Below are 19,479 nucleotides of genomic sequence, written 5' to 3'. Positions count from 1 at the left end.
ATGGAAGATAAAAAAGTAATTCTTGAAGTCAAAGATCTGAAAAAATATTTCCCTCTTGGAAAAGGAAAGCTCGATAAAAATAAAAAATATGTTAAAGCGGTTGATGGTGTTTCTTTTAAGCTCTATGAAGGTGAAACGCTCGGTCTCGTTGGTGAATCAGGTTGTGGTAAATCCACATTAGGACGTGCTATCTTACGTCTGCATGAGCCAACAAGCGGCGAAGTTCACTTCAATGGTGAAGATATCCTTAAAAAAAGCCGTAAGGAAATGCGGAAGCTGCGTGAGGATATGCAGATTATTTTCCAAGATCCATATAGCTCCCTAAATCCTCGTATGAATGTTTATAATATTCTGAGTGAACCTCTGGTTGCACATGGATATTTTAAAAAGGGTGAAGATCTTAAACAATATGTTCTTAATCTGATGGAAAAGTGTGGACTTCCTCCTTATTACTGTTACCGCTATCCGCATCAGTTCTCCGGTGGACAGCGCCAGCGTATTGGTATTGCCCGTTCTTTGGTTCTTGATCCAAGCTTTATCATTTGTGATGAGCCTGTTTCAGCACTGGATGTATCCATTCAGTCGCAGATTATCAACCTGATGATGGATATGCAGGAGGAACGTAAAATTTCCTACATCTTTATTTCTCACGACCTGAGTGTTGTAAAACACATCAGTAACCGTGTTGGTGTTATGTATCTTGGTTCTCTGGTTGAGCTTGCGGATAAAGATGAAATCTATGAAAATCCGCAGCACCCGTATACCAAGGCGCTGATGGCTGCCATTCCGAAACCGGATCCGACACAGCGTTCCAGTATGGAAGCCATTCATGGAGAGATTCCAAGCAATGTCAACGTACCTAGCGGATGTAAATTCCACCCTCGTTGTCCATATGCAAAGGATATCTGTAAAACGCAGGAGCCGGCCGCAAAAGAAATCAGACCGGGTCATGTCGTTCTCTGCCACTTCGGTGGTGAATTCTAGTGTTTAACAGACCAAAATTCAGAGAGCTGTTGAGAAAGAAAGAAGTACGGGAGGGGAAGGAAGCAAATCTGGAAAAAGGTGATTTCCTCGCTCTTGTTATGGCGGCATTCACGGTATTCGTACCGGTAATTCTGCTTTTCTGCGCAGTTCTGGGTGTTTTTATCTGGCTATTCACTTTGTATTTTCATTGATATAATAAAGCATGTATGTATTCCTATTATGCATATATGCTTTTTTTATTGCTACTTGCAGATACAAACGGTATGACGGCTGCATCGGTATGTATCGTATGCTTTCAGAAACAAAACAGCTATGGTAAATTCATTGTAAATGCATATAATTATATTTATGCTCTGCCTGAAAAAAAAGCACATCATTTTGTGCTTTTCTTCATAAGTGCTTTCAGGTAGGTATCCGGATCGTGTGGATGTAATCTAAGTATTTCTTCTGTAATATTTTCCACGCATCCAACAGCGCGGACGGATTTTCCCTTTTCGTTTTGTATAGCTGTCAGTGTTATCCGGTTAAAGACATCCCCTTCTGCCATATGGGCGCGAATCACACAGGATGCGCGCGGACTGCCATTATAAATGTCATTATAGATACTGCGGAAAATATCCTCATAACCTTCGCAAACACTGCCTTGTTCGATAAAGCCTTCCGGTGCATTGATCATAATACAATCATCAAGATCAAAGGCTCTCATCGCATTTTGAGAATAAGAGGCAACCCTATTTTCTATATCCAATTCAAATATAGTGATTTGGCTCGCTTCCATCGCTATACGGAAGGACTCTCTGGATAAACGCAGGTCTTCCATAGTCTGCATGTAATCACTGACATCACTAATGGAAGCATATACGATTTGTGTGTTTCCACGCGTCGCAAGGAAATAACACCGATATTTTAACCAGCGATCACCTGTCTGTGTTTTTAAGTGCAGAATTTTTTCACTTCCGTGTTCATGAAACTCATGGGCATGAACAATCAGATTCTGGAATTCTGTTCTTCCGTTATCCAGAAAATCAAGCAAACCATCCTCCAGCCGTATGCAATCAGCCGTCAGCTGATAATATGCATCATTGACTCGGTATAATTGAATCGTATGCTCCATAATGCGAAATACTGCGACAGCACCAAGGATGTGATTCAACATCATATCAGAAAGCATATCCTCTCGGAAAAAGTCCTTTAAATGAATAGGCTGATCCCGGTAATCCGGACTTTGCAGATAATCGGAGGTATCAACAAGCTCACTCTGTAAAAGGAGCTGTTCAAATTCCTGCAGCGGCATCGGTTTATAATAATAAAAGCCCTGTGCATGCATACAGCCGATATTCAACAGAAAATCCGCCTGATCCTTATTTTCCAGACCTTCAGCAATAACCTTCATACCAAGCCATCTTGCCATCTGCAGGATAGAATCCAGAATATTGCGGCTTTTACTGTTCTGGCTGTCAAGGAAGCGCATATCCAGCTTCAAAATATTGATATTGATATCCTTCAGAATATTTAAAGAGGAATACCCGCTTCCAAAATCATCCATCAATACAGTAAATCCATGATTCATGAGCTGATCAATCGTATGTATGATTTCTTCACTTCCGGCATAGGCACTTTCTGTAACCTCAATTTCCAGCCAGGAGGGATCCAGCTTATATTTGCGTATCAGATCCTGAAAATAGGTGTACACATTCATTTCCATAATATCCATACGGGACACATTGACGGATACAGGCAGAACAGGATGTGTTTTTGACCATTTATGAAGCCATATGGCTGTTTGTTCCCATACATAGGCATCCAGCTTTTTGATAAAGCCGTTTTTTTCAAAGATAGGAATAAAATCCTTTGGCGGTATCAATCCCTTTTTCGGATGAATCCAACGGACAAGCACCTCACCACCGACGATCTTTCTCGTTTTCATATTGCATTTTGGCTGAATATACAGCTGGAATTCCCCATGTCCCAGCGCATTATCGACATTTGTAAGAAGCTCCTGCTCCTCCATGAGAACATTACGCATACTATCATCATATCTGCACCAGCGTTTTTCATACTTTCCTTTTATGGAATTGGCTGCCATCATGGCACGGTCACACATCAGGGGGATCGGAATATGACGGTCTTTGATATCATAAACACCAATAACATAGCTTACATCCAAACCTTGCGCACATTGCCTGAAAATCGTACCGATATCCTCACAAATTTCTTTTTCATGACCCTGTAAAACAAGAATAGCAAAGATATCGGAATGAATCCGACCGCAGGCTGTTTCTTCCTGTTGAAAGCTTTTAAACAGCAGTTCTGCAAAGGACGTCAGCAATTCATCACCGCGTCTTGTGCCGTATTGATCGTTAATAAGCTTAAAATGCTCAAAATCTATTATGAACAGCTGGTAGGAGAGCGAAGGAAATGCAGTTAACAAATAATCTGCATGGGCATAAAAGCCATGCTTATTATAAAGTCCGGTCAAAGAATCATATTCCTTGTACTGCTTCAGCTCCTGTTTCAGGTCATTGATTTCCTGCTGGAGCTTCCTGATTTCATCTTTCACGGGTATTCCCCCTTTTATATATATAGTATAGTCAGGAAAGGGGAAAGATGTAAAGGTTTTGTTTCAAAATTAAGCAGGAAATATGCAAGATGAAAAGGCAGTATATTATATTTATTTTTCAAATGTGAAAAACAGTGCTGCAGAAAACGGAAATGGATGGAAACACCGTGAAAAAACAGGCTGTGATTGCATTCTATATTGCTTATAGGCTCAAAAAATGTTATTATTTTAGATAGAGATAGACTCATGGAAGCGTTGTGATTCTATCAGATAAGGACTACTTTTTATAAGTATTATATGAAGTAAGAGGAGGACATACTTATGTTAAAAGGTATTGCAGCATCCGCAGGGATTGCGATCGCAAAGGTTTACAAGCTGGAAACACCGAGCTTCGAGATTGTCAAAACAGAAGCAGCACCTGCAGAAGAGATAGCGAAATTTAACGCAGCTCTGGAAAAAACGAAAGCTGATATCGAAGGTATCAAAGAACGTGCCGCAAAACGTCTGGCTCCGGAAGAGCTTGCCGTGTTTGATGCTCACCTGATGATGGCAGGAGATCCTGAGCTTGCCAGCCAGATCATAGGAATGATCGAAAACGATAAAGTGAATGCGGAATTTGCAACCAATGAAGTAGCTAACATGATGGTTACCATGTTTGAATCCATGGATAACGAATACTTTAAAGAAAGAGCAGCAGATGTTAAGGATGTTACATTCCGTTTGAAATGTAATCTGCTTGGACTGACAATTCCGGATCTGAGTGCAATCAATGAGGATTCCGTCATTATCGCTCATGACTTGACACCTTCCGATACTGCTCAGTTAAACGAGTATGCGAAAGGCTTCGCTACTAATATCGGTGGTAAAACAAGTCACTCTGCCATTATGGCAAACTCTTTGGAAATTCCTGCAGTAGTAGGCTGCAGCGGTGTGCTGGATGCTGCTAACAATGGGGATACAGTCATTCTGGATGCACTGGATGGCGTAGTCATCCTGAATCCAACGGGTGAAGAAATCAAAGAATATGAAGCAAAACGTGCAGCTTATATGGAAGAAAAGGAAGCATTGAAGGTATTGAAGGATGCAAAATCCGTTACAACAGACGGACATGAGGTTGAACTTGCCGGAAACATTGGTACACCGGATGATGTTGAGGGTGTGCTGAACAATGGTGGTGAAGGAGTTGGTCTATATCGTACAGAATTCCTGTATATGCACTCTGATCATTTCCCAACAGAGGACGAGCAGTTTGAAGCCTATAAGACGGTTCTGGAAGGTATGGGAGGACGCCGTGTTGTCGTTCGTACACTGGATATCGGTGGTGACAAGAAGCTTCCTTATTTCACATTTGATCCTGAAATGAATCCGTTCCTGGGATATCGTGCAATTCGTCTGTGTCTGGACAGAACAGAAATCTTCCGTACGCAGCTGCGTGCATTGATTCGTGCTTCTATTTACGGAAAACTGTGCATCATGTTCCCAATGATTGCTACTGTTGATGAATTCCGTCAGGGTAAGGCAATTTTTGAGGAAGAAAAGGCGAAGCTGATCGCTGAGGGTGTTAAGGTTGCAGATAAGATTGAAGTCGGTATGATGGTGGAAATTCCGGCAGCTGCAGTAAATGCTGATAACTTTGCAAAAGAGGCAGACTTCTTCTCTATCGGTACGAATGACCTGATTCAGTACTCTATGGCAGCAGACCGTATGAATGAAAAGGTTTCTTACCTGTATCAGCCATACAATCCTTCTATCCTGCGTCTGATTAAAATGACGATTGACGGCGCTCACAAAGAGGGAAAATGGACTGGTATGTGTGGAGCAATGGCTGGTGAAGAATACGCAGTGCCTGTCCTCCTTGGTCTGGGACTGGATGAATTCTCCATGTCTGCAACACAGATACTGAAGGCTCGTCAGATGGTGACAAACCTGAGCAAGAAGGAAATGGAAGGTCTTGCAGAAGAAGCATTGCAGCAGGCTACTGCTGAGGATGTTCTTGCATTGGTTAAGAAAGCAATCGCAAAATAATGATAATTTAGAAACCGGATGGTCTATGGCTGTCTGGTTTTTTTTATTATCTGTGTGATACACACATAAAGATCATGAATGAAAAGCTGTGCAGCAGCCTGTATGGCTTATTGTTTCCATAAGGAATTGGTGAATCATCTGCTAGGAATGAATACCTGAAAGAAGCATTCTCCTATGGTAATCTGTAATACCTTATAAAAATATCTGCATTCCTTCCTAATGAACTGCCAAAATTAAAGACCGGTAATACCAATAATGATAAAGGTCTTCTACATAGTTGTAATGCCTCAAAAACTCAAAACAGCGTGTTATACAAGAGCTTTCTATGGAAATTCCTATGTGAATGCATTCGGATCAGCGGGATACATTTCGGATTCAGAAGTAAAGATTATTGTACGATGTATCATTTCCTTTATTTAAAAATGTGCATTTATAGACATCTAAGCCTGCGAGAGTGTTTAAAAATAGGTATGAATGTGATATGATTATAGTATGATGAATGCTGAAACAATGGAAAGCCTGTATGCGCATATTGAAGAATGTCGGATCCTTCATGATTTTGAAGGTATTTTTCATTATGCATCACAGCTTTATGACATAAGCAGAGAACAAAAGGATAAGCATTATCAGATTATCGCCTGTTACTTTTTAGGTAATGTATCCTATAACAGGGGAGTATATCATGAAGCAATGCTGTATCTGCAGGAAGGGATATGCATCGGTGAAGAGGAGCCCTATCCGTTTTTTCAAATGGTATCCTACAACCTGGCAGGGATGGTCAGCGCTACAGTTGGCGATGAAATCATGTCTGTTGAATATATGCTGAAATCCTACTATATTGCACTGGAGCATCAGGAGCTCGGATATTTTTACATTATTCTCAATAATCTCGGTGTTCTCTTTCTTGATCTGGGGTATTATGAAATAGCAAAGGAGTATTTTAAGAAAGCTATTGCAGAACGCAGTATCAAATGCTTTGATGATTTAAAAATCAATGACGGCTATAATATTATCAATCTGCTTGGCACAAGTGTATTCCTGCAGGATGAGGAGGAGTATGCATATTGGCTTCCATGGTATTGGGAATATCACAAACGGTTTAAAGAGATTACGGTAGATAATGATTTTCAGTTGTATCAGGTCTTACGTGCCGGCTATAAAAGCAATATAGATGTCTTTCGTGATGAGGTAACACGCTTGTTGGATATCGTAGATAGAGAATCGGATCGTTTGCATACCTTTAAGAATTTGCTGAAGGTATTCAAAATTTGTATGCAATATAAAGATAAAGAGCTTACCTCCCAGGTGCTTGAGAAGCTGAATCTGATATTGCAGGAATATCCGGAGTATCAAAAGCATTCCGAACTGAAAGAATGTCAGGTTCTTTATGCAACCATCTTTGGCAAGGAAGAAGAACGATTGACTGCTCTGCAGGAATATTATGAGGTTCGTCAAATGGAGCTTGCATCTGCGCATAACAATATGAAGAATACCCTGCTTTTGAAAATTGATATGGAGCGTCTGTTATATGAACGCAGTCAGATTCTGGAGAAAAATAAAGAGCTGGAGCGCCGTTCGGAAATAGAGGAATTTACAAATGTTATGAATAAGACAGCATTTCGTTACCATGTGACAGAAGAACTGGAGATTATGCATCAGGATCAGTATGTCTGTCTGCTGGTGATTGACATTGATAAATTTAAAAATATCAATGATACGTTCGGTCATTTGATTGGCGATCAGGTTCTTCTCAATGTGGTTGCCGTACTAAAGGGAATGCTGCGAAGCAGTGATTTTGCCGGACGGATCGGTGGGGATGAATTCTGCGTTTTCATGAAGAATATTTTATCTCTGTCATATTTGCATGAATGGCTGGACGAGCTGTTAAAGCGTCTGGTGAATACGACAGTGAAGGATCAAAAGGTGTTGAGTGCCAGTATCGGTGTTTGCATGAGTGATCACACCTGCCGCTATGATGAAATTTTTCAAAGGGCGGATGAAGCGATGTATCGCGCAAAGCATGCAGGTGGCAACCGCTATGAGATCATAGAGATATAGGATGACAAGATATTGCTAAAAATGACAAGATTTTTTATGTTTGATACGGTATACTAGGTACTGTAGCCGGCATTATGCCGCTTGATTACAATGTTATCAGAATAGGAAAGAGCCGCGGTAAACCCCAGACATGAATACAGTTCAACGGTTTTTGACTGATAAGACGGTATGAGGATCGTCTTGTACCTGATAATTTTGTATAGAGAAATGATTCTTACGTTCCCTTTCAAGAATCATTTTTTTTATTTGTTTGTGCGTTTCCAATCGGGTCTTGATATGTTAGAATGATTTCATGAGAGCAGGGATGAGAATGAGAAAAATAGGTTTATTGATAGTATGTCTGTTTGTCTGTTTTATGAGCGGCTGCAGTGTTCCGGAAAAAAAGGTAGAAAAGAAAGCCTCCCTGTATTTTCTGTTTGCTACACCGCTGTCCACACATACGTTATGGCAAAAGGCCAGACAGGGAATGCAGGATGCCTGCAGTGAGCTGGAGGTGCATTGCGACTGGAAAGGGCCGATTAAGATTTCCACAAGCGATATGGTGGATGTTATCAATACAGGGCTGCTGAAGGAAGCAGATGGAATTATTACACAGGGAGTCATTGATAAGGCGCTTATACAAAAGGGAAAGGATAAGGGGATTCCGTTTGTCCTTGTCGATTCTCCTGTCGAGGGAAGTGACCCGCTGACAACGATCAGTAAGGACTTTGATGAACAGGCCAGATTGCTATTAACGGATATTGAGAAAAAGCTTGGCAGGGATAAGCCGCTTCGTATAGGAATACAGGTCAGTGATTTGAGCTTTGATTTGGCGAAGGAACAGATTAAATCCATTGAACGGGTATTTGCTGCACATCCCGGCGGCTTTGAAATCGTCGCAAAAAGTGAATCACGAAGCGATCAGCTGACTTCACGCAATGAGTGGGTTAAGGTATTGCAGAGGTCCACAGGGATGAATGTTTCAATAAATCTGGCCGGAGAGAATGCGATTGGCTTTGTAGATGCGAGGGAGTATATGAACAATAAGGATCATATTCTTGTATACGGTGTGGATGACATGAAGGAAACGCTGGAGCTTATACAGTCTGGAAAGGTGGAGGGAAGTATTGTGACATCCTTTTATCAGTACGGCTATGAGTCCATACATATTCTTTATGATTATGTAGTAAAGGGGATACAGCCGGAAAAGAAAAAAATTCCGTCCTATCTTATGCTTGTGAACCGGGATAATTTGAAAACCTATGCTGCTTCCCTTGAGAAGGAGGAGAAGCATGTGGAATAAATCTAAGAGCTTTCGCAGTAAAATCATGAATTATAATCTGATGCTGATCGTTGTGATCGTACTTGTTTGTACTACCTATGTGCTTATCAATGACAGGACGATTAGAAAATACAATTCCACGTATACCACATACAATGAACTGAATCAGTTTTATGATAATCTGAAAAATCTCAACGATGCTTTGCAGGTATATCTGTATTCTCCGGATGATGTAAATTACAATACATTTCACCGGTATCGCCTGGTTCTGGAGAATAATTTAGAAAAGGTAAAGGAAAGTCTGAAAAATCAGGATCATGTATGGCGGTTTGAGCTGCTAAACAACATGGTGAATGGATATATGGCGCAGGCAGAGCTGGTTATTGCTTCAGATCTTCAACAGGAAAAGGAGTTTAGTGGCAAGTATCAGGAGCTGCTGTATGATTATGATCTGATCAATAAGACGGCAAGTGAATATTACGGTCTTGCGACACAGGATATGCAGCTGCAGAAGGCGGCTGTTAACAGCAATCAGAAGACGATGCAGCTTGTTTCTCTGTTTTTTATCCTCTATCTGATTGTGTGGATGATTTATTTCTCTATTTCCACGATTAAATCAATTACCGATCCGCTGGAAAAGGTGATCAATAATATGAACCGTATTAAAAAGGGGGAATATGATCTTACACAAATTTCCAATACGAATAAGGAAATGAATGTCCTTTGTCTAGCTCTGGAGGATATGGCAGACAGTATTGAAAAGAATATCCAGTATGAAAACGAAAAGGCAAGGCTGGAGCGCCGTGTTCTGGAACAGCAAAACGAGAATCTGAAAAAGGATGAGCTGCTGGCACAGAGTGAGCTGCGCATTCTGCAAAATCAGATCAATCCGCATTTCCTGTTCAATACGCTGAATATGATTTATAAAAAGGCATATAGTGAGGGAGCGTATGAAACAAGTGAGCTGATGGAGAGAACCAGTCAGCTTCTGCGCTATGGGTTGGACAATGCCAGTAAAATAAGTTCTTTGAAAAAGGAAATCAAGGCAATTCAAAATTATAATTATATCCAGGAGAAGCGATATGGTGACAGGATACGTTTTTTGATGGATGTGGAAGACGATCTGCCGGATATTCCAATGCCGACGATGGTTTTACAGCCGCTTGTGGAGAATGCGGTATCTCATGGTCTTCAGGATACGATTGAGGATGGGGAGGTCGTCATCGAGGTCAGTCTGCTGCATAACGACATTATGATCTCTGTAAGTGATAATGGCAAAGGGATGCCTGCGGATGAGCTGGAAAAGCTTATTCTAAACGATTTTCGTATGGGGAGTGATGAACGTTCCCACCTGGGTCTTTATAATGTCACAAGGCGTTTAAAGGCCTTCTATGGTGATGCTGTGCGTATTATTGTAAACAGTCTTGAGGATTGCGGATTTGAAATCAATATACAGATTGATTTGAAGGAGAACGGTTATGTATAAAATCATGATCATCGAGGATGAACAAATTGAACGGGAAACGCTGTATAAGATTATTCAGGACAGCTTTCCCGAATGCAGGGAGCTGTATGCGGCTAAAAACGGGAAAGAGGCCCTGACGATGTTTGAGGAATATCATCCGGATATCATTCTAGCGGATATCAATATTCCGGGAATTAACGGTCTGGAGGTTATCCGCCGGATTCGTAAGACGGAAAGTGAAGTCGGCTTTCTGATTCTGTCCTCCTATAATTACTTTGAATATGCACAGGAAGCAATACGTCTTGGGGTTGAGGATTTTATATTAAAGCCGTATACGATTGACCATCTGAAGGAGGCTCTGCATAAGACAATGGAGCATCTTACACAGAAGCAGAATGAAAAAAAGCATCAAAGCGATTTGCTGGAGAAAATAGAAAAAATCACACCTGTTGTTGAGAATGAATGTCTGTTTGCGATATTATCCGATGAGGATGAGCTTGTTCTGCGTAAGAATCTGCGTCTTTTGAGTCCGCGTATTTGCAGTGGCTTCTGCTTTATCATCCATTCCTCCCATTATGATCAAAGCTATATGGAAACGGTATCCTCTGGGTTCAAACAGCTTGGCTTTCGCTGCCTGAAGGAGCTGTTTCATGAACTGCAGATATTTTTTATCCTGGCAGAGCGTGCCATCGTTCAGGAGGATATTCAGCATCTGGAAGACTATATCGAAAAGCTGAGAGCAGATACCTTTGAGTTTGGTATTGGGCCAATCGTAAATGAGCTTGCATTGTTTCACCATTCCTTTCAAATGGCAAGAGAGCGGATTGGAAGCATAGAGTCGGTGAGTGTACAGCTTCTGCAGGATCATGAGGGAAAGGGCAGTACGGATATAGATCTGGATAAAATTGTTGCACAGTTTTTGATCATCTTTCAGAAAATGGATGAGGAAGGGCTGAAGAAGGCTATTCATCAGCTATGTCTGACACTGATTCCGCATGAGCGTGCTCAGATCGTACAGGAAGTCAGTGCGTTATTCGCAAAGCTGCGCAGCGCTTTACAGGAGGAATATGTACATATCGATTTGCAGGGGATTGAGATCGTTCCCTTGCAGATCAGTACGAATATTCATCAGGAGGTACCGCTCTATCTGCATATGCAGATGCATCGTCTGTATGATCCCATTGTTGAGGAACGCTTCCGCAATACGAATCAGCTGGTGCGTCAGGCAGTGCGTTATATCGATGCCAATTACCGCAGGCAGATTACATTGAGCGATATGGCGGATGCCCTTCAGATATCCCCGTTTTATCTCAGTAAGCTGTTGAATACTTCATTGCATAAAACCTTTACCGAGCTGGTCAGTGAGCGGCGTGTGGAGGCGAGTAAGGAGCTGTTAAAAAGCGGGAAGCGCATTAAGGAAATTGCATACGAGGTGGGCTTTCAGGGACAGAACTACTTTACGAAAATATTCAAGAAGTATACAGGGCTGACACCGAAAATGTATAAAAATTCATTCGATGATAAGTAGAAAAGAATGCTAACTGCAAATTATTGCTAAAGATAACAAGATTTTACTATTTTAACAGTTATATAATAACATTGCAGATAAAAAAGACCAATTTAACTATCATAATACTATCTGCAATACCATAATGGTAAGGCTGTTACCAGCCGGCCTTACTTTAATCCTTTTTCTTTAAAAAAACCATGTTTCTCCCAGAACATGGTTTTTTTATGGTGCTGTGCATGGTATTGATCTAAGCGGTATTGCCTGTCAGCTTGTGAAGGTAACTTACAAAAATGATGCTTTGTATACATGTAAATAGGATATGGATTCACAAATACATTAGAATTAGAAGTGTTGCATTTGCTCTGCTTTGTGTTGAATGATTCAGCAGGTGTAGCTTCTAATCTACTTCAGATATCCTGAAAACAGTAAAATAAGAAGGGTGCTTATGCGCTATATCTTTACTATCCTTTATTTGTGTGAATTGTAAAGAGTAACAGATTATCACGACTTCATGTCTTACAAAGATATTTATACAAAGGAGGAACGATGATATGACACTTAAATGAATTATGTATCACAGATTCAGTCGAGCTTGCACGAATTGGAGGAAAGATAAGCGGAAGCTGGATGGATGCAGCCTTTAAAAAAAGAGCTTAGTCAGGACATTGATTGGAGCATGGTTGATAAAGAGGATAATCTTCTCACTATGGAACGCAGCCTAAAAAAGGGCGTGGAGTTAAAATACCTGCTGAAAGCGGCTCATACGGACAAAAGCTATGACCAAGAGGTCTATAGGAAAGGCATTGATACCAGCTATTACTATGAGGGTTACACAATCTACAGGGCAAAATAGAGTATTCGAGCGAAGCATAAGCTGGAGATACTTGCTCGACGTATACCGGATACAGAGGCAATATGAATAGCAACAAGAAAAAGCAATTCCTTGAAAATTCGGGAATTGCTTTTTGTACCTTTTACTTTGTCAGCTCCAGAAATTCATCAATACGCTGTGCGCAGGTTTCCAGACAGCTTGTCCAGAATGCCTTATCACACAAATCGATGTCTGCCATTGCGGCAACATCCTCCACACTGGAAACTGTGGTTGCCTTTAACAGCTCGCGGTATTTCGGAACAAAGGCTTCCTTTTCCTGCTGATATTTTACAACCAAACCTCTTGCGAACAGGGCACCGAAGGCGTATGGGAAGTTATAAAAGCTCAGACCGCTGGAATAGTAATGGGATTTACAAATCCACATATACGGATGCAGGTAGTTTGGATCCAATCCATCTCCATATGCCTGCTTTTGTGTTTCCACCATAATTGCTTCCAGCTCATCCGCAAACATAAAGCTGTCGGCTCTTTTTTCAAACACCGTTTTTTCAAAGAGGAAACGGGAATAGATATCACAGATGACCTGCGTCAAATCCTGCAGCTGATTTTCAATCAGAGTGATTTTTTCCTTTCCGTTCGCTTCTTCGATTGCGGCATTCATAATGATGTTTTCATTAAAGGTGGAAGCCGTTTCTGCGACAGGCATTGAATAGTCGGTATTCAGCGGGCGGTGATCCTCAATCATCATGCCGTGATAGGCATGTCCCAGCTCATGTGCCAGGGTAACGATATCACCGAGTGCTCCGTCATAGTTTGTCAATACACGGCTCTGCTTTACACTGCTTAAATTTGCACAGAAGGCACCGCCGACCTTTCCCTTGCGTGGAAAGAAATCAATCCAGCTTTCATCAAAGGCGCGCTCCATCATATCCGCCATGTCATCCGCAAACGGGCGGAAGTGCTTTAACAGATACTCCTTGGCCTCCTCGACACTGTAGGTTTTGGAGTCCTCTCCCAGCGGAGCAAACAGCTCGTACCATGGAAGCCCGTTCGTATATCCCAGAAGCTCTGCCTTCCGTTTCAGATAAGCATGAAATTTCGGCATATAGGTCTGCATTGTTTCCAGCAATGCATCCAGGGTTTCCTGTTTCATATGAGAATTGTGCAGTGTCATGGCAAGCGGAGAAGCAAAGCCGCGAAGCTCGCATTCACTCAGTACCTGCGCCTTGATACTGTTCAGAGAAAAGGCAACGGCATCCCGTATTTTATCGTATGCCTTTAATTCAGCCTCATAAGCAGCTTTCCGCACGGATGCATCACTGTCATAAGCCTTATTGCGAATCTGTGATAGGGTTGCTTTTTCACCGTTATAGTCAACCTCTACAATGCTTGTCAGGTATTCCTGAAGATTTGCCCAGGCATCACCACCGCTGATATTCATTTTTGACAGGACTTCCTCTACATCATCACTCAGCAGATACTTACTGTCCTCTTTGATCGTATGCAGCAGATAGCTGTACTCCCGTAACAGATCATCCTGTTTGATACAGGCATCCAGGTTTTCGATTTCAGCCACATAACGGTTGAACTTAGCATTCGCCTTGGTAATACCGCTGCATTTTTTCGCATACTGATTCATTAGGGAAACTGTTTCCCCATCCGATGTATTCGTTGACTGCTTCAAAGAAATAAAGTGTCCCAGCTTATCGGCAAGTATATGAAATTCTTCCAGCATTGCCAGCAGATCATGCAATGTCTGCACCTCATCCTCATGGGACAGAGTATCCGCCCTCTGTGAGCAGGTCTGTATCATGGCATCCATCTTTTTAAAATCACGGATGAACGCTTCATCATCATATCCCTTGTATAAAACATCTAAAGACCATTCCTTCATCATATTATCTACCTTCTTTCTTCCTTTAGACAATACCCATATTATATCCCATCTATACAGGAAATGCATAGCTTTGGCCGTTTATTTTAGGGAAATGCAAATATTCGGCATATAGAGCTGCTATTATCTCGGCAGAAGCAAAACGGAAAGGGATTCTACAGACAACAGCCAAAGTGCATCGTTCAAATCTCCTTCTGGAACGTGCGTATTTTTTATGAAGGGTGAATAACCAAACGACTGATACAGTATGAGGAAAGCTAAAAGAAGCACTCACTCATGCTTTTAAATGTCTTGCTTAAACAGCTTTTTTTGTACGATGAATGAACAAACAGCTGAAACAGATTCGAATTCTTGTAATGTAACATACATGAAAGCTCTAAGCAGTGAATCATGATGAATATAGGCTGTAGTTATCATATAGGATTGCCTGTGCAGAACAGAGCACCTGTTCAGCTGTTAAAGGCAGGCTCTAAGGTATTCAATATAATAGTTATCAGCTTAGAAAGATGCTAAATGGAGAATGTTTACTGTCTTCCTAACAGGGCATATATTGGGGAAGACTAAAAAACTGTCACTCAGACAGTTCCTCATTGCATATTTGTATGACGGCGGGAAATTGTGTAGATCGCATAGGCACACAGGATTAGAACAGTGCTGTATACGATGAATATCATCGTGCTTCCCGGTACAGCTTCAAACAGTGTCAATGAGCCAAAGAGGAAAAAGATAAAGGAGCTTCCCACCTTGACGGTATCCTCACGTAAATGAGAAAAAATAAGCTTCCCGGCAAAAATACCAAGAATATTTGCCAGTATCAGACCAAAAGATGCGCCAAGAAAGACAGGCAGATGCTCTCCCATATGATCGGCTGCCAGCGCTACAGTTGCCAGCTGTGTCTTATCTCCCAGCTCTGCGACTACAAAGGTAAAGGCAATGGATACCACCGGTATTTTCAATGCAAAATGATGACCCTCCTCCTCACTGTCATTACAGCGAAGATTCATTAAGCCAAAAAACAGAAACATGGCACTGGCCGCAAGCTTAATCAGCCGCATGGGGATAAGATCACCGATCAAATCACCGGCAAGCACGGAAACACCGCTGATCGCAAAGACACCGAGTATCATACCGGCAATTACGGTTTTTACAGAATAGCGGTTTGTCAGCGCCATAATCATGAGCTGTGTTTTATCCGCCATCTCTGCCAGAAACACAAATAGAAATGTATGAAACAGCATAGGTTCACCTCCTTCAAATATATGTGTTTATGGCTTCTGCTATGCATGATACAATGAAATCTCCTAAAATAAAAGAAGAAGTAAAAGCAGGTATACAAAAAGAAGGTTCTTACTCGCTTGTGGGTACAACCTGAAAAAGAGAATTCAAAACTATTGTGTTCTCTTTTTCATAAACGCCCTAAAGTAAGAAAGAACCAAAAAGAAAAGATTCCTTTTTGCTGTTTGTGCTTTTGACACTGTTCGCAATAGGGAATCTGTTCAGCTTTAGGAAATGTATGCCAGAATCAGCTTCATGGTATTTTCCACACCGTCATAATGGGTACGCTCCATGCCGTGTGAAGCATGCACACCAGGGCCAATCAGGGCACCACGGATATCACTGCCTCCACGCAGGGCTGCACTCACATCACTGCCATACATTGGATAAATGTCCACAGCGTAGTTCAGATGCTCCTGCTTGGCAAGCTCAATCAGCCGGCTGGTCATTTCGTAATCATACGGCCCGCTGGAATCCTTTGCACAGATGGAAACATCCTGTTCACTACAGGCAAGATCCAAACCGATACAGCCCATATCTACGGCAATCAGTTCACTGATGCAGGAAGGGATGTGTGCCATACCATGTCCAACCTCCTCATATGTGCTCATCATAAAAATCAGATCACACGCAGGAGTTATGGCATGCTCCTTCAAATGCTGTAGAACACCCATCAATGCACTGGCACTGATTTTATCATCCAGAAAACGGGATTTGATAAAGCCGCTTTCCGTGATTTGTACCTTAGGGTCAATCGCGATGAAATCACCGTTGCAGATCCCCAGGGCTTCCACGTCCTCCTTACAGCAGACAACCTCATCAATGCGTATTTCCATCTCGTCAATTTCACGCTTTCTTGTAGAGGCGTCCTTATATACATGAGATGCCGGGGAGCAGGAAAGAACAGTACCGGTATAGCTTCTGCCATCCCTTGTATGGATGCGGCAGTATTCCCCATCCAGTGTCGGAATGATCGGTCCTCCGATATTTGTAACTGCAAGCATACCGTTGCTCTTGATTGAGCGTACCATCAGACCCAGCGTATCACAGTGTGCGCAAAAGCCGATGGTCTTTTCACTGCTTGCGCCCTTCACATAAATTAAAAGATTTCCTTTGTTGTTCCGTTTTGTTTCATAGCCTAAAGCAGCAGCTTCGTCTGCTACCAGATCGATTGCTTTTTTTGTAAACCCGGTCGGGGAATCTGTCCCTAAAAGCTTTGCCGCAAAATCCAATACATACGTTTTATTCATTTCATTACCTCACTTGCTTAAATAAACGCCGTCGTTGCCATCAATTTCACTGACTCTGACACGAATGACCTCGCTCAGAGAGCTTGGAATGTTTTTTCCTATATAATCAGCGCGGATGGGGAGCTCCCGATGTCCGCGATCCACAAGAACAGCGAGCTGAATTTCTCTGGCTCTCCCATAGTGCATAATGGCATCCATAGCAGCCCGTACCGTTCTTCCCTTAAAGAGAACATCATCGACAAGGATCACCTTTTTATCCTTTACCGGCAGGGAGCTTTTGGGAAGTGGATAAGGCTCCTCCCGATCATCTCTCCAATGAGACACATCCAATGCAAAGCAGGGAACCTTTACAGCCTCTACATTCTCTATGATATCTGCCAGACGATTGGCGAGTATCTCTCCTCTTGTCTTAATGCCGATGAGAACAATATCCTCTACACCGCGATTATGTTCAATGATTTCGTGCGATATACGAACCAGAGAACGTTTTACCTGAAGCGCGTCTATGATTTCCTTTGTTTCCATGTACTACCTCCTGACGTGCAGCTACTATAAGTATAGCTGTTCATCCTCGTTTTCGCAATCATTTCCAAGGATTTCACGTAAAATGGCAGATGCATATTCCTCATATAGAAGAGTGTTGGTTTCCGCTTCTTTTGTGTACAGAACATACACAGGGATATCCTGCAGATAAAGTATTGTGAAGAAGTCACGGATGAGGGTATCGCAGACCCTTTTGTTTTGCGCACAGCCCAGCGGGTTTATGAAATAGGAGGAAATTAGCTGTCCATGCCTGCGGCAGGGCCCCTTGCGGAAAAGGTCCAGACATTCATCCAGTGTATCCAGTCTGCGCCAGCCATGCTCATCACTGACATTATCCAGATAAAATACGTGTGTAACCTTATGAAACTGCAGTGTCTGTTCATGGGGGACAAGGGGCAGTATCTGGTACAGCTCCTGATTGTCCTGCAGTAGAAAGAGGCTGCTGGAATATTGGGTGAACACTGTTGTGATACGGGAATGCGTGATATTTTTTAAAGCACCGATTTCTCCGCCGGTACTGACGATTTCCTCATCCAGATAATGCCATGTTCCATGATCATCATACACCGCATGTGCACTAAGCGCTTCCTGTTCACAAAAGCGGAGGCATTCATATAGCAGTTCACTCTTTCCTGTACCGCTCTCACCTGCGAAAACGAGTCCTTTCAGCTGTTTTTGTGTATCCAGCTGCAGCATGGAGGCGTGTACGGGAAGGTCATGCTTTTTTAAACAGATGGTATTGTATAGGGTTTGCAGCATATCCTTTAGATATTGTATGTGATGCATTCGCTGCGTACCGCTGACCAGACCGATGGTGATTTGATTGGTTTCATCATAATAATAGCTTGCCTGTTCCTTTCCACAGGATAGGCCAAATATCAGAATAAAGTCCTGCTTCAGCGCCGGCGGGATCAGCGGGTACAGCGCAGATAAACAGACGGCTAGCTGTACACAGTCACGGGAGATATAGACGATACCCTTTTTATCAGCGATCGCAATGCTCATGGCAAAAAAAGCATTGGCATCCATACTGATATCACGGTAGATAAAGGAGGAGGAACGCAGGATTGGAAAATCTGACGCATCCGGCTGGTGAAAAAGCGGTATATGGTGGAGCTGAACCTTGGAAATAAACGGGATATGCTCCAGCGGAAGATGGGCATAGGGGTGGGAGAGTGCGTATGTGGTCAACTGCAGTGTGGCATCAAAGCTGAAGGGCTGCATATGCAATAGACTGCTGTCCTTTTGCCGCAGAGCACTCATATTCTCAAACAGGCTGTCAAGGGAAGGCGTCAGCGCTGCTTCACAGCTGCATAATCGAAACTTGGGGAGTGAGGCTGCGTACATCAGAAATTCCACAAGATAGGGACTGGGGTGAGGCTGTGTGGTAAGCAGGTCAAAAATTTTTGTTTCTTCGATATCGTAGGGATATGCGTCAATAAGACGGCGCAAATACTGTGTTCCATCACAGTCCTGCGGAAAGAGAAGCTCTTTTTTCATGAACGATCACCTGTTTGTAAGCTATGCGAATGCTGTCATAAAAAGTACAAAGAAGGAGAACAAATGTGTTCTCCGGTGTTGTTGAAAAAACGTCCTGGTGAAACATCTGCATGTTCATATAGCACAAGCAACAGGCTGTCTTTAACAGGAGGCTTCTCAGATTTGGTTATATGAGCATCGTGCAATTTAGGATATTTAATGCTTATCAATCCTTTTGTACTGTCTTTCCTTATCTGTGCCTTAACGTGTGAAATTTGTATCTTAATGTGCAAATATACTGTAACCGGAAGCTGCCAGGTTATGTATGAAACGCTTCTTTAAC

14 protein-coding genes are annotated in these 19,479 nt (G+C 42.2%); 8 read left to right on the top strand and 6 right to left on the bottom strand.

The annotated features are described in order from the left end of the window. Complete coding sequence (locus GKZ87_15630; protein ID QSI26811.1) at positions 1-984, top strand: dipeptide ABC transporter ATP-binding protein; 984 nt, start codon at positions 1-3, stop codon at positions 982-984. Then, positions 978-1,175, top strand: a complete 198-nt coding sequence (locus GKZ87_15625; GenBank protein ID QSI26810.1) for a hypothetical protein — start codon at positions 978-980, stop codon at positions 1,173-1,175. Before GKZ87_15630 ends, GKZ87_15625 begins: the two co-directional genes overlap by 7 nt. Positions 1,176-1,357: 182 nt before the next feature. Here GKZ87_15625 and GKZ87_15620 read toward each other — a convergent pair whose 3' ends face one another. After that, positions 1,358-3,544: an EAL domain-containing protein gene (locus GKZ87_15620; GenBank protein QSI26809.1), complete on the bottom strand. Its 2,187-nt coding sequence runs from the start codon at positions 3,542-3,544 to the stop codon at positions 1,358-1,360. Between the two features lie 321 nt (positions 3,545-3,865). Between GKZ87_15620 and ptsP the strand changes: the two genes are divergently transcribed. From ptsP to GKZ87_15590, 6 genes are all read left to right on the top strand, one after another. Next, entirely contained in the window at positions 3,866-5,569 is a 1,704-nt protein-coding gene (ptsP, locus tag GKZ87_15615) for a phosphoenolpyruvate--protein phosphotransferase (GenBank protein ID QSI26808.1), read from the top strand. A gap of 495 nt (positions 5,570-6,064) precedes the next feature. Then, entirely contained in the window at positions 6,065-7,627 is a 1,563-nt protein-coding gene (locus GKZ87_15610) for a diguanylate cyclase (GenBank protein ID QSI27988.1), read from the top strand. Between the two features lie 310 nt (positions 7,628-7,937). Continuing rightward, positions 7,938-8,909, top strand: coding sequence for a substrate-binding domain-containing protein (locus GKZ87_15605; GenBank protein QSI26807.1), 972 nt, complete (start codon positions 7,938-7,940; stop codon positions 8,907-8,909). Next, positions 8,899-10,374, top strand: a complete 1,476-nt coding sequence (locus GKZ87_15600; protein ID QSI26806.1) for a sensor histidine kinase — start codon at positions 8,899-8,901, stop codon at positions 10,372-10,374. The genes GKZ87_15605 and GKZ87_15600 overlap by 11 nt, the downstream gene beginning before the upstream one ends. Continuing rightward, complete coding sequence (locus GKZ87_15595; protein QSI26805.1) at positions 10,367-11,881, top strand: response regulator; 1,515 nt, start codon at positions 10,367-10,369, stop codon at positions 11,879-11,881. The genes GKZ87_15600 and GKZ87_15595 overlap by 8 nt, the downstream gene beginning before the upstream one ends. A gap of 613 nt (positions 11,882-12,494) precedes the next feature. Next, positions 12,495-12,716: a cell filamentation protein gene (locus tag GKZ87_15590; protein QSI26804.1), complete on the top strand. Its 222-nt coding sequence runs from the start codon at positions 12,495-12,497 to the stop codon at positions 12,714-12,716. A 121-nt stretch (positions 12,717-12,837) separates the two neighbouring features. Here the strand turns inward: GKZ87_15590 and GKZ87_15585 are convergent, their stop codons facing one another. The 5 genes from GKZ87_15585 to GKZ87_15565 form a co-directional block, all read right to left on the bottom strand. Continuing rightward, on the bottom strand, positions 12,838-14,589 hold the full coding sequence (locus GKZ87_15585) for a peptidase M3 (protein QSI27987.1): 1,752 nt from the start codon (positions 14,587-14,589) through the stop codon (positions 12,838-12,840). Positions 14,590-15,176: 587 nt separating this feature from the next. Further along, a complete protein-coding gene (locus GKZ87_15580; GenBank protein QSI26803.1) occupies positions 15,177-15,827 on the bottom strand; it encodes a UPF0016 domain-containing protein in 651 nt (216 codons plus the stop codon). Positions 15,828-16,091: 264 nt separating this feature from the next. Next, positions 16,092-17,114 (bottom strand): aminopeptidase, encoded by a 1,023-nt coding sequence (locus GKZ87_15575; protein ID QSI26802.1) that lies wholly within the window; start codon positions 17,112-17,114, stop codon positions 16,092-16,094. A gap of 9 nt (positions 17,115-17,123) precedes the next feature. Further along, complete coding sequence (pyrR, locus tag GKZ87_15570; protein ID QSI26801.1) at positions 17,124-17,639, bottom strand: bifunctional pyr operon transcriptional regulator/uracil phosphoribosyltransferase PyrR; 516 nt, start codon at positions 17,637-17,639, stop codon at positions 17,124-17,126. A gap of 24 nt (positions 17,640-17,663) precedes the next feature. Further along, a complete protein-coding gene (locus GKZ87_15565; protein QSI26800.1) occupies positions 17,664-19,157 on the bottom strand; it encodes a hypothetical protein in 1,494 nt (497 codons plus the stop codon). Between the last annotated feature and the right edge of the window lie 322 nt (positions 19,158-19,479).

Source organism: Erysipelotrichaceae bacterium 66202529 (assembly GCA_017161075.1).
In the GTDB taxonomy this organism is placed as follows: Bacteria; Bacillota_I; Bacilli_A; order Erysipelotrichales; family Erysipelotrichaceae; genus Clostridium_AQ.
This window is presented reverse-complemented; position numbering and strand designations above follow the sequence as displayed.